10 protein-coding genes are annotated in these 13,402 nt (G+C 42.1%); 8 read left to right on the top strand and 2 right to left on the bottom strand.

The annotated features are described in order from the left end of the window. Nucleotides 1-6 precede the first annotated feature (6 nt). The 6 genes from WBM98_RS01755 to WBM98_RS01730 all read left to right on the top strand — a co-directional run bounded on the left by WBM98_RS01755 (nt 7) and on the right by WBM98_RS01730 (nt 9,647). Nucleotides 7-834, top strand: a complete 828-nt coding sequence (locus WBM98_RS01755) for a lysophospholipase (RefSeq protein ID WP_424364302.1) — start codon at nt 7-9, stop codon at nt 832-834. After that, nucleotides 761-2,152 carry a tRNA lysidine(34) synthetase TilS gene (gene tilS / locus WBM98_RS01750; RefSeq protein ID WP_424364301.1) on the top strand — a complete coding sequence of 464 codons (1,392 nt, stop codon included), beginning with the start codon at nt 761-763 and terminating at the stop codon, nt 2,150-2,152. The genes WBM98_RS01755 and tilS overlap by 74 nt, the downstream gene beginning before the upstream one ends. Continuing rightward, nucleotides 2,152-4,128: a cytochrome c biogenesis protein CcdA gene (locus WBM98_RS01745; RefSeq protein ID WP_424364300.1), complete on the top strand. Its 1,977-nt coding sequence runs from the start codon at nt 2,152-2,154 to the stop codon at nt 4,126-4,128. The genes tilS and WBM98_RS01745 overlap by 1 nt, the downstream gene beginning before the upstream one ends. Nucleotides 4,129-4,230: 102 nt before the next feature. Further along, complete coding sequence (locus WBM98_RS01740) at nt 4,231-6,630, top strand: penicillin acylase family protein (RefSeq protein ID WP_424364298.1); 2,400 nt, start codon at nt 4,231-4,233, stop codon at nt 6,628-6,630. Nucleotides 6,631-6,824: 194 nt separating this feature from the next. After that, a complete protein-coding gene (locus WBM98_RS01735; protein WP_424364297.1) occupies nt 6,825-8,360 on the top strand; it encodes a YifB family Mg chelatase-like AAA ATPase in 1,536 nt (511 codons plus the stop codon). Between the two features lie 282 nt (nt 8,361-8,642). Further along, nucleotides 8,643-9,647, top strand: coding sequence for a sugar kinase (locus WBM98_RS01730; RefSeq protein WP_424364296.1), 1,005 nt, complete (start codon nt 8,643-8,645; stop codon nt 9,645-9,647). Between the two features lie 777 nt (nt 9,648-10,424). On the opposite strand, the gene WBM98_RS01725 is transcribed toward WBM98_RS01730, so the two are convergent. Both WBM98_RS01725 and WBM98_RS01720 read right to left on the bottom strand, forming a co-directional pair. After that, nucleotides 10,425-10,988, bottom strand: coding sequence for a hypothetical protein (locus tag WBM98_RS01725; RefSeq protein WP_424364295.1), 564 nt, complete (start codon nt 10,986-10,988; stop codon nt 10,425-10,427). Nucleotides 10,989-11,018: 30 nt separating this feature from the next. Then, the gene (locus WBM98_RS01720; RefSeq protein WP_424364294.1) at nt 11,019-11,462 is read right to left on the bottom strand and encodes a hypothetical protein; all 444 of its coding nucleotides are present in this window, start codon (nt 11,460-11,462) and stop codon (nt 11,019-11,021) included. Between the two features lie 240 nt (nt 11,463-11,702). Here WBM98_RS01720 and WBM98_RS01715 point away from each other — a divergent pair, with 240 nt between their 5' ends. Beyond that, on the top strand, nt 11,703-12,812 hold the full coding sequence (locus WBM98_RS01715; RefSeq protein ID WP_424364293.1) for a DUF2891 domain-containing protein: 1,110 nt from the start codon (nt 11,703-11,705) through the stop codon (nt 12,810-12,812). Nucleotide 12,813: 1 nt separating this feature from the next. After that, nucleotides 12,814-13,402 (top strand): Nramp family divalent metal transporter (locus WBM98_RS01710; protein ID WP_424364292.1); only part of this gene is annotated, 589 nt, incomplete at its 3' end.

Below are 13,402 nucleotides of genomic sequence, written 5' to 3'. Positions count from 1 at the left end.
AGCTTTATGGAACTTCGAAATATTGGGTTAAAAAGCCATGGCATTTCAATTCATGTGGGTTATGTGGCTCCTAAGACGGTTAAAGGAGTCGTGGTGCTGGTGCATGGTTTTGGGGAGCATTCGGGAAGGTATTTGGATGGTGTTTTACCAGCTTTGGTAGAAACAGGGTTTGCGGTGGTGTTCTATGATAATTTCGGTCATGGTAAGTCGGGAGGTAAACGAGGGCATTGTCCTAGTTATATGGCGCTATTGGAATTGTTGGATGTAATCATTGACCTTGCGAAATCTAAATTTGTGAACCAGCCTTTGTTCTTATACGGGCACAGTATGGGGGGAAATTTGGTCTTGAACTATGCGTTGCGAAATAAAACCGATATACGGGGAATAATCGCTTCAAGCCCATACCTCCGTTTGGGATTTCAACCCCCAAAATGGAAAATGGTGTTGGGCAAGGCCATGTTGAAATTTTGGCCATCACTTACACTGCCTTCAGGATTAGATCCAAATGGAATTTCAAGAATCCCCGAAGAAGTAGCGCGCTATAAAACGGACCCTTTGGTCCATGATAAGGTAAGTCCCATGTACTCATTTCCGATCATGGATGCAGGAGAGTGGGCTATTAATAATGCTGCGGCCTTGAATGTCAAGACCCTCTTACTCCATGGTACCGGTGACCTTATAATCGACTATAAGGGGACTGAGGAATTCCACGAAAATAGTCCAGGGCGAACTACCTTACAATTGTTTGAAGGTGGTTATCATGAATTACATCACGATCTTTGCCATAAAGAAGTATTGCAGGGTATCCAGAGTTGGCTACAGCAACAACTTTAAGTATTTTTGCAGCGTGCTGAACGAATTTAAGGAACATATTGAAAATCAGTTTCCGGAACTATTAAAAAGCAAGTTTCTTTTGGCTTGCAGTGGTGGGGTGGATAGTGTTGTACTGGCCCATCTTTGCTGCCAATGTGGACTTGATTTCTCTTTGGCGCATTGCAATTTCAAGCTACGCGGTAGTGAAAGCGATGAAGACGAGCGATTTGTGCGAGAATTGGCGAAAAAGTTGAAGAAGCCCATTTGGGTCAAACAATTCAATACGCAGACGTATGTCGAAAGTCATAAGATCTCGGTGCAAATGGCGGCAAGGGAACTGCGTTACGCATGGTTCAATGAATTAATGGCCAGGCAGCATATCAAAATGTTGGTCACTGCCCATCAGTTGGACGACAACCTGGAAACCTTTATCATTAATCTTTCGCGGGGAACGGGAATCAAGGGATTGATTGGGATACCTCCTAAAACAGAAACAATCGCCAGACCCTTATTACCCTTTTCAAGAGCACAGTTATTGGAATTTGCGAAAAAGGAACATATTGAATGGCGTGAAGATCAAAGCAATGCGGAAACCAAATACCTGCGTAATAAGATTCGGCATGGGATTGTGCCAATTCTTAAGGAATTGCACCCTACATTTTTAAACAACTTTATTGAAACACAGGAATTCCTAAAACAGATTGCAGCTATTGCCGATAACCATATCAATCAATTAAAAGAGGATATTTTTCAAGAGGAAGGAGATGTCATTCGTATTAAAATTGAATCGCTTCTGCCCCTAAATCCTTTGAAAGCATACGTTCATGCTTTGTTCGGTGTATACGGATTTACAGAGTGGGAAGATTTGCAACACCTCCTAACAGCGATGAGCGGTAAAGAAGTACGTTCCCGTACCCACCGTTTGGTGAAGGATAGGGACTTTTTATTGTTGGCGAACATAGCCGATGACTTTCAAGAAGCGTTTCAAATTAAGAAAGAAGATACCGAAGTTCAGACTCCAATAGGTTTAAGGATAAGTACAGTCAATATAATTGAAGCGGTAGGCCCTGATGTACTATATGTCGATAAAGAAACGTTAAAGTATCCCTTGGTGTTAAGAAAGTGGCAAAAAGGCGACTACTTTTACCCGTTAGGAATGGGGGGGCGTAAAAAGCTATCCAAATTCTTTAAGGATGAAAAATTGGATGTCATTTCAAAGGAAAAACAATGGTTGTTATGTTCGGATAACAAAATTGTTTGGGTTGTAGGCAAACGTGCCGATGACCGTTTTAAGATAACGGAAAAGACCAAATATATTTTAAAAATAGTATTAAATTAATGAAGAAGATATTACTATATATAGTATTGATATTCAGTAGTATATCATTATTTTCTCAAGATGATGATAACCCTGTGTCCTGGTCACAGGAATTAAAGACTATTTCAGATACTGAATATGAACTGATTATAAAAGGGAAGATTTTCGAAGGTTGGCATGTATATTCCCAGTTCACGGCAGATGGAGGTTCCTTGCCAAGTGAGGTTACCTTCGAAAAGGCAGGTGTGGATTACGAATTGGTAGGCAAGACCCAAGAAAGTCCTACTGAAACGGCCTATAGCGATATTTTCGAGGTCGAGGAGACATTTTTTAAGAAAGAGGCGGTTTTTACCCAGAAAGTGAGATTATTGAATCCCGAAGTACGGCAAATCGATGTGAATCTCTTTTACCAGGTCTGTAAGGAAGTTTGTTTGGCTGTGGATAAGGATTTTCATTTTGTGTTGGATGGAGGTGAGGCCCTGACCATTGAAAAAACGGTTGATGACCGAAGTTTGTCCATGAGTACGGCCCTAAAGCTCGATCTTAAGCACAGAGATCGATTGCAAGAAGGAAATGGCCAAAACAATGACGAATCAAGTTTATGGGTGGTCTTCGGGTTGGGATTCTTAGGAGGCCTTATCGCCCTGTTGACCCCTTGTGTATTCCCCATGATTCCGTTGACCGTATCGTTCTTTACGAAACATTCGCATCATAAGTCCAAAGGAATTGTAAATGCGGTGTTATACGGTTTCTTTATAATCTTGATTTACTTTTTGTTGAGTCTGCCATTTCATATTTTCGATTCGGTCGATTCCCAGATCCTGAATACCATTGCGACCAACATTTGGTTGAACCTGTTCTTTTTTATCATTTTCGTATTCTTCGCCTTTTCTTTTTTCGGGTATTATGAGTTGACCTTGCCAAGTTCGTGGGCCAATAAGATGGATGCTGCCTCCAATAAAGTTGGGGGGACTATTGGAATCTTCTTTATGGCCGTTACACTAGCCATTGTATCCTTCTCCTGTACGGGTCCTATTCTTGGCGGATTACTCGGTAGCACTACTTTGGCAGAAGGAGAGGTTGCCAATAACCTTACAGCGGGAATGACAGGTTTTGGTGTGGCATTGGCCTTGCCCTTTGCATTGTTCGCCATGTTCCCAGCCTGGTTGAATTCCCTCCCCAAGTCGGGTGGCTGGATGACCACCGTAAAGGTCGTGCTTGGATTTTTGGAATTGGCGTTGGCTTTCAAATTCCTTTCCAATGCGGATTTGGTCGGTAATTGGGGAATTTTCAAACGGGAGATCTTCCTAGGCGTATGGATCTTGCTTTTTGTGTTGTTGACCCTCTATCTTTTCGGGGTTTTTAGGTTCAAACACGATGGCCCCAAACAGAGATTATCCGCAGGTAGAAAATTAACGGGGTTGGTAAGTTTGGCTTTTACGGTTTATTTGGGACTGGGATTGGCCAAGGTGACCAACCTTAAGCTTTTGAGTGGATTTCCTCCCCCTGATTTCTATAGCGTATTTCAACAAGAGAGTGATTGCCCTTTGGGTATCGATTGTTATAAGGATTTTGAAAAAGGAGTGGCCCATGCCAAGGCGGTCAATAAACCCATCCTATTGGATTTTACCGGATGGGCCTGCGTCAACTGTCGTAAAATGGAGGAAAACGTTTGGAGCGACCTCGATGTATATCCCTTGTTGAAGGAAGAGTATGTATTGATTTCCCTGTATATAGATGATCGCAAGGAACTTCCGCTCGAGGAGCAATTCGATTATAAGTTTGATTCGGGTCGGGTGAAGACCATTAAGACCATAGGGGAGAAGTGGGGTACCTTTCAGACCATCAATTTCAATTCGGCATCGCAACCCTACTATGTGCTTCTATCCCCGAATTTGGAGGTGCTGAACAGTGCCATTCAAAGCGCCGATAGTGATACATACCGGGATTGGCTGTTAAAGGGGTTGGAAAACTATAAAGAACTTTCAGTAAAATAGCAAAGATCAGTTCTTCACAAAAAATGAAAAAAGCACCCTTCGAGGTGCTTTTTTTATCCTTCAATTATTCTTATCTTTTCGATTTAAATCCAAATAAATTCAATGAAAAGCATTAAGAGAATCGGAGTTGTTTTATTGATAGTACTGGCCTTAGCTGCTCTTTTTGCCGGCATCTCTATAAATACCCTTTCCCCAAGCTATGAAGGTCAAATGCAACTTCCCAAATTAACAGGGGAGACCCAGGTGTATTACGATACGTACGGAATCCCCCATATTTATGCCAATAATGAGGCAGATGCTTTTCGTACGTTAGGATACGTGCATGCACAAGACCGTTTATGGCAAATGGAGCTGCTACGTAGAATTGCCACAGGCCGACTTTCGGAGGTATTTGGAAGCAAAATGTTGGATACCGACAAGTTTTTCCTATCCCTGGGCATCGATGATGCCACGAACCAAACGGTTTCGAACCTGGATGAAAACAGTCAAATGGTGCTGTTGTCCCAAGCGTATTTGGATGGGGTGAATGAATTTGTGGCAGCAGGGCCTACACCCATTGAGTTTTATCTTACCGGCCTTGAAAAGGCACCTTTTGATTTAGGGGACATCTACAACACCGTTGGGTATATGGCCTTTAGTTTTGCACAAGCCCATAAAACGGATCCATTGCTGACCAATATCAAGGATAAACTGGGGGAAGCTTATTTAGTGGACTTGGATATAAATGTAAATCCCAATACGGAATGGATACATAACTACAAAAACACGAAAGAGGAGAATATTCAGAATTCCATTGCTGAAATGACTTCCAAGGCATTGGGTGCGCTTTCCTTGCCTTTATTCGAAGGCAGCAATAGTTGGGTATTGGCACCTGATAAAACCAAGAATGGCAAAGTGATCTTTGCCAATGATCCCCACATAGGGTTTTCACAACCGGCGGTTTGGTACGAGGCCCATATCAATACGCCCACCTATGAGAAATATGGATATTTTATGGGCGGCATACCATTTCCCATATTGGCCCACGACCGTAGTTTGGCCTATGGTATGACGATGTTCCAGAATGATGATATTGATTTTTATTATGAGGAAACACATCCAACGGAAAATGAAAAATATAAATCAAGAAATGGATGGGTACCTTATGAAAATGTGCATAAAACAATTAAAGTCAAGGATTCTACTAGTTATGAATTCACCTTTAAAAAGAGCGAACATGGACCCATTTTAAATGGTATTGCCACCCAAGTCGAAGGGGAGCAGCCCATTGCCATGTGGTGGATCTACACCCAACATAAAAATGAGGTTATGGACGCCTTATATGGGATGTCTCATGCTAAAAACATGGATGGATTCCAAAGTGCGTTGCCCAAAATCCATGCGCCAGGTCTGAATATTATGTACGGTGATGCGGAAGGCAATGTGGCATGGTGGGCCTCGGCCAAACTATATAAAGACAACAACAGTAACCGAACCAAATTTGTCCTAAAAGATAGTTCGGATTTAATGGCCCCAGAGCGCTATTTGGACTTTTCGGAGAATCCCCAAGCGATCAATCCTCCATGGAACTATGTGTATTCCGCCAATAATCAACCCGATTCCATTGCAGGCATTCAATATCCAGGGTATTACCTCCCTGAAAATAGGGCCAAGCGCATTGTAAGCTTATTGGAGCCGAAAGACGATTGGCAAATGGAAGATATAAAGGAAATGATAACGGATGTTGTTTCACCCACAAATCCAGAGGTGGTCAAGGAACTGAACAAATTTGTAAACGCAAAGGATTTATCCGATTCCCAGCGCATGGTGTTGGACAAGCTTAATGTCTGGAAAGGGGAAAACAATCTGAAAAGTATTGAACCAGCCGTTTACCATCGGTGGACGTACTATTTCCTTAAAAATACATTTGCCGATGAGCTGGGGGAGGAAATGTTCCAACAGTTTTTGGCCACACATCTGCTCAAACGCACGATAGCCCCAATGGCAGCAAAAACCGAATCGGTATGGTGGGATGATGTCACTACGAAAGACAGTATTGAGACGAAGGCCCGAATCTTCAATGCCTCTTTGATGGAAGCGTTACAATCGTTGGAAAATGATTTTGGGGTCGACCCTAACCAATGGACTTGGGACAAACTACATACGTTGGAACATCCGCACCCCATAGGCCAAGTGAAGGCACTTCGTTCATTTTTCAATGTAGGTCCCTTCCCCGTTCAGGGTACACGCGAAGTGATCAATAATCTGGCATTCAATTATGATGAAAGTGGTCTGTATAAGGTTACTGCGGGTCCGTCTACGAGGCGTATCATTGATTTCTCGGATATTGAGAATAGTATGAGCATCCTCCCAACAGGGCAATCAGGAAATCCGTTTAGTGAGCACTATGATGACCAAGCGGAAATGTATGTGAAGGGTGAATTTAGAAAAATGATGATGAATGAAAAGGAAATTAAGGACACCTCAAAATCTTTACTTACATTTAGGCCTACACAAGAGTAAGGAAAAAAGAGTATATACAGAAGAAACAAGAGTCAAGACCATAAAAACGATGTTCTTCCATTTGCACCATAATAATGGGATGGTCTTAAATCTTAGTTCTTTTAGCAGAGCGGTCTTGTGTCGTTCGCAAGTAGTTTAAAAAACTAGGGGTCAGGGCAACTCTTAGAGTTTTTATCAAAAGTCAAGGACAAAATATGCTTACAAAAGTCTTCGGTAGCGCTGTATTTGGGGTAGAAGCCACCACCATAACTGTTGAGGTGAATGTTGATAAAGGGGTGGGGTATCATTTGGTAGGCTTGCCCGACAATGCGATCAAAGAGAGCAATTACCGTATCGCTGCCGCCTTATTGAACAACGGTTACAAAATACCAGGAAAGAAAATCACCATCAATATGGCCCCTGCGGACCTTCGCAAGGAAGGTTCGGCCTATGATCTGACCTTGGCTTTAGGAATATTGACGGCATCGGGTCAAATACAGTCCAACGAACTCGAGAAATATATTATCATGGGGGAGCTTTCCTTGGATGGTAGTCTACAACCCATTAAAGGGGCCTTGCCGATAGCCATAAAGGCCCGTGAAGAAGGTTTTACCGGGTTTATGTTACCCAAGGACAATGCGAAGGAAGCGGCCATCGTTTCCGATCTGAAGGTCTATGGTATTGAAAACATAAAGGAAGTCATCGACTTCTTCGATAAAGACGAAGCCTTGGTAGAGACCATTGTGGATACCCGGGCAGAATTTTACAAAAATTTGGATTTTCCGGAGTTTGATTTCTCTGATGTGCGTGGACAAGAAAGTATCAAACGGTGTATGGAAATTGCCGCTGCCGGGGGGCATAATATCATCTTGATAGGTCCACCGGGATCGGGTAAAACCATGCTGGCCAAACGGTTGCCCTCCATATTGCCCCCAATGACCTTACAAGAGGCCTTGGAAACAACAAAGATCCATAGTGTGGTGGGCAAGATAAAGAATATGGGTTTAATGAGCCAACGCCCATTCCGTAGCCCACACCATACGATTTCCGATGTCGCTTTGGTCGGAGGCGGTGCTTATCCCCAACCTGGTGAGATTTCGCTTTCCCATAATGGGGTGTTGTTCTTGGATGAACTTCCAGAATTTAAACGAGGGGTGCTCGAAGTAATGCGCCAACCTTTGGAAGACAGGGAAGTAACCATTTCAAGGGCCCGATTTACGGTGACCTACCCCAGCAGTTTTATGTTGGTGGCCAGTATGAATCCCAGTCCAGGAGGGTATTTCAATGACCCTGATGCACCCGTCACTTCCTCCCCAGCGGAGATGCAGCGGTATCTGGGCAAGATTTCCGGACCGTTGTTGGACCGAATCGATATTCATATCGAAGTGACCCCGGTACCTTTTGAAAAACTTTCCGAAGACCGAAAAGGGGAGGGCAGTGTTGAAATCCGTAAGCGGGTCACCGCGGCTCGGGAACTGCAGACCGAACGATTCAAGGCATTGGAGAACGTACACTACAATGCCCAGATGAACACGAAGCAGATACGGGCGTATTGCAAGTTGGATGATGCCTCCAAATCATTGTTGAAGAATGCCATGGAACGATTGAATCTTTCCGCCCGTGCCTATGATCGTATTCTAAAAGTAGCGAGGACCATTGCCGACTTGGAAATTGCCGAACAAGTTACGGGGACCCATATCAGTGAAGCGATTCAGTATCGGTCACTTGATAGAGAAGGGTGGTTGGGGTAGTAATTTGGGCTTTAAGAAGAACCCTATTATACCCAAAATGTCTTTCTGACACCATTCGTTACATGTCATTTTAACCAGGAATGACATTTTAAACAAGTACAGCTTTCTTTAAATTTTATGACAGTGCGTACTCGTTTTGTTGAAAACCATATCTATCAACACAAAACCAGCTTAGTTCCCCATAAAATGAATCCTTCAAAAAGATTTTGATAAAAGGTCTTTTTTTAAAGAAGGGTCTCGTTAATTCATTAAGCTTTGTTAATTTTAATCCAAAACTGTAAAATGGGTCAAATAATAACGTTCGGGGAAGTTTTAATGCGGATTTCGCCAAAAAGCAACAAAAAGTTCATTCAATCGAATAGTGTGGAATTTTACTTCGGGGGCACGGAATTGAATGTGGCAATTTCCATCGCTAATTTCGGGGGAGACGTAAAACATATTAGTGCGGTTTCGGAGGACTTTATAGGGGAAACGGCCATTTCATACATCCGAAAATTTGGCGTTGATACTACTTCAATCACCTTATCAGAAAGACCCTTAGGCGTTTATTTCCTGGAAGTTGGGGCAGTTATGCGACCTAGTGCTATTTCGTACAATAGATCACATTCCGCATTTTCCCAAATTGTACCCGAAAATATAAATTGGGAGAATGCTTTGGAAAATGGTTCCTGGATGCATTGGACAGGAATTACACCGGCATTATCAAAAGGTGCTTTTGACACCCTTAAGGCTGGATTGAAATTAGCACGACAGAAAGGAATGACAGTTTCCGCAGACCCAACCTACCGAAGTGGTTTATGGAAATACGGACAAGATCCCAAAGAAGCATTGATCGAATTGCTTGGCTATTCCACGATTTTTATAGGAGGCATTAATGAAATCAATGAAGTACTTGGAACTGATTTTGGTTATGCCAACGAAGATTTTCTCGAAGCGAGTAAGCAGTTGATGCAAACCTTCCCCACTATCGAAAAAGTATTCGATAAAATTAGGACGTCCTTAAATTCGTCATGGCATAAGATAAGGGCGAGAATGTGGAACGGTATCGAGTTTAGGGAAACCCAAGATTTGGATATTACCCATATTGTGGATCGTATAGGTACAGGAGATGCCTTTGCGGCCGGTTTGATATACGGACTACAACAATTCGATGATTACAAAGCTTTGGAATTTGCAAGTGCTGCGTGTGCCTTAAAACACACCTACGAAGGGGATGTCAACTTAACTACGGTCAAGGAAGTGACCAATATCTTAGGAGGGAATACCACGGGGCGGTTTGTGAGGTGACCTTTAGATTTAAAGCGTTGTAAAGGCGACCACTTTTTAGCGTTCAAAACCGATACGTTCAATGTTATAGTATAATTTGGAACATTGCGATGGCTTTACGAATTACCTTTTTTAACAACCATTGGTCACCAAAGTTTTGATCGATAACCGTACTTAATATTCATATGCTGAACAAAAGCACATATATGGCCCAAATAAAACAAAAGGCGCAAAAGGCATATAAAATGTAAGATGGGGTAGTTTTCTTGTTCATACGACTGTATTTGTTATATATAGATAACAGCGGAATTCAAAGAAAACTTTTTTTGGTTCGTGTAAAGGGATGAAAATTCGATGTGGGGCCGCATCTTCGATTAAGCGCAATAATTATCTATAACCGTATATTGTGTAGAATTTGGAAAACCTATAAATAGTACCGTTGAACGATGTTGCATGGTGCTATATCATGAACAGTATTGATTCGTGTCCGTTGCTTGTATCATGTTATATCAGTTACGCATTACGCATACACGGTTTTGAAAGTCCCTAAACCGGATAATACCTATAAGACCAAAATCCATTTAATTTCAACATATTATAAATCTAGCTCAGAATCAAAAAGGGAAGCGCTGCTTTTTTGCAGCTTCTTAAAACCAGGAAAATAAGGGAATTACATCAAAGGGTGGGGAAACAATTTAATTGACAGTGATTTGAGACCATCGGAATAAAGATTACGGGTCTGCTATCGGTAATTATAATGCGAGAGTGCATGCAACTAAAAAGGGGTATAAGCCCGGCTTACATTTGATATTCGCCTTTATTTGACTCATCATTCTGCAAACCATTGCCCGCAAATGAATCTTTGAAAATATAGGCAAATACAATGGCTATTCCCATGGCCAACAAGGAAATTGCATATTCCCAATCCAGGATTTTAAGCAGGCTTCCTGCGATTATTGCCAAAGTGCCAAATACCATGGCTAAATTCCACAATAATAGCATGGACCTGTTTTTCGTCTTTTGATCGCCACGGATAAAATACGTCACGCCTTCCAAAATGAACCAGAGTACGAAAGAAATAGCAATAATGGCCTGAAAAACAATGGTAAAAGGTAAATCCAAAAGGCTAAAAATACCGTTAAAGGCCCAGAAAGAAACCAAAATCAGTTTGTTGTAATCCATAAATTGTTTTGTGGGTTTCTTCCAAAAGCGGTAACAGTAAAGTAGTCCGACAGTGCTAAAGGAAAGAAACATTAGCTCAGTAGCCATGGGCCACGCTAGAATTTTCATGGCCACACCGAATAATACGGCAATGGACAAGATCCTAAGAGGCATGGTCAAAACTTTTCTTGATGGTCGCATGGTGTTGTCTTTTTTAGGTTACGCCAAAGACTATATCACTTTGATATTTGCCCTTAGTCCTTCCATTATTCCAAGGATGTTGTTTACCGTTTCCTTTAAATAATGTTTGATCAATACGTGCGGTATTCGAATGGTGGTAAATCCATTTTTAAAGGAATGCATGGTCCTTTCAAGATCATTGATGGCCTGTTCATGGGTCAACATATGATATTCCGCATCGATTTCAATATTCAGTTTTACCCTTGAAATGGCGATATCGATGGATTTTTTACCGTCCCACCATTCCAACATGGCATTTACACCAGCTTCTTTTAGGCCATAGTACAATTTAATGGCCTCAACTGGCGTGTTGTTCTTCTCTATCAACTTGACCATTCGGGTCTGGTGGGTTCCACACAGTTCAACGCCTAATCGGTCCATTGAATTCCTGTGCTCCAAGTAATCGAGTTTTTTACTACATTCTAAGCATTTCATGTACTTACTTTGATTTTGATTTGGGATAATTATAACCCCGTACTTTTATGATTATTATAAATGTTCGATGTATGACACCCTACTTTTAGACGAACGGCAAATTTTTAGATGAACTGCATTTTAAAATGTTAAAATTGTGGTGAAACGCGTATTTTTATATCCCGAGTTTTTTGGACTTTGGTTGTATCATCGATTCATATATATTGTTTAACTTTAGAGGTCATTTTTAGATGATATATTATGATATTCAAACCTTCAGGATTTAGTATTTTGTTTTTTGTAGTATTGCTGATGTCTTCCTGTAAAAATAAATCACAACCACAATCTGACCTTGACACCGAAACGGTCAAGCCAAAATTGAATGTAATGCAGGCCAATAGGTTGGCCAGCTTACCTTTTGGGTGTATTCAGACCGAGTATCCCAATAAGTTGGGTCAAACATTGCACGATTCAACGCAACTTAAAAACCCGAAAACCTTGCATCCGGCATTTTATGGATGTTTCGATTGGCACTCCTCCGTCCATGGTCATTGGTCATTGGTTTCCCTTCTAAGGCAATTTCCTGATATAAACAACGCCTCGGCGATTCGGGAAAAACTTATCGAGAACTTGTCAAAGGGGAATATAGAGCTCGAAATGGACTATTTCAAAATGAAGGGCAATGCAACCTATGAGCGCACTTATGGGTGGGCCTGGTTGTTGAAGCTGGCGGAGGAACTGTATACATGGGACGACCCAATGGCCAAGGAATTAAGCGCAAACCTACAACCCTTGGTCGACGTTATTGTACAAGGTTATATAGATTTTCTTCCCAAATTGAATTATCCTATCCGCGTTGGCGAACATAGCAATACGGCTTTTGGGATGTCTTTGGCATGGGACTATGCCATAACAACCCACCAAGGTGAACTTCAGAAAGTATTGGAAACCAGCGTAACCCGCTTTTATTTAAATGACGTTGCATGCCCCTTAAGCTGGGAGCCCAGTGGATTCGATTTTCTGTCCCCTTGTCTTCAGGAAGCCGATGTGGTGCGCAAGGTCTTACCACCAGATGCCTTTAAAAAATGGTTCAAATCGTTCTTGCCCGAAATGGCAAATTCTTCCTTTACGATGGAAACAGGGAAAGTTTCCGATAGAACCGATGGTAAATTGGTACATATCGATGGACTTAATTTTAGTAGGGCTTGGTGCTTATACGGTATTGCTAAAACCCTCCCTGAATATGCTCATTTGCGGCACATCGCCGATGAACATCTCAATTATTCCCTGTCAAGTATTGTAGATGATAATTACGAGGGTACCCATTGGTTGGGAACTTTTGCCTTGTATGCTTTAAACCATTCAGAATAGCATGTTCAAAAAAATGGGCCCTGGTGTATTGGTGGCAGCGGCCTTTATCGGACCCGGAACGGTTACCGCCTGTACCTTGGCGGGTGTCGGTTTTGGGTTTTCCCTTTTATGGGCCTTGTTGCTCTCGATCATTGCTACCATTGTCCTACAGGAAATGTCTGCCCGCTTGGGAATAATTACCCAAAATGGGTTGGCCAATGCCATTAGGAATGAATTAAGTACGCCTTGGATCCGAATGTTGCTCTTGGGTATTATCCTGGCCGCAATAGTGGTCGGAAATGCGGCCTATGAAGCGGGGAATATCGGTGGTGCCACTTTGGGGCTGAATGCCCTTTTTGGCGAGGAAAATGCGGTATATTATCCCTATCTTATCGGTATGATCGCGTTTATGCTTCTGTACCTGGGAAATTATAAAACGCTGGAAAAAGTGTTTGTATCCTTGGTAATCATCATGAGCCTTTCATTTCTTTTAACGGCAATGATCACCAAACCTAATTTGCTTGACATCTTAAAAGGCTTGTTTGTTCCCAAAATACCTGAGGATGGTCTATTGACGATCATTGCCTTGGTGGGTACAACGGTCGTCCCCT

Source organism: Maribacter sp., assembly GCF_049667165.1.
Lineage (GTDB): Bacteria > Bacteroidota > Bacteroidia > Flavobacteriales > Flavobacteriaceae > Maribacter_A.
This window is presented reverse-complemented; position numbering and strand designations above follow the sequence as displayed.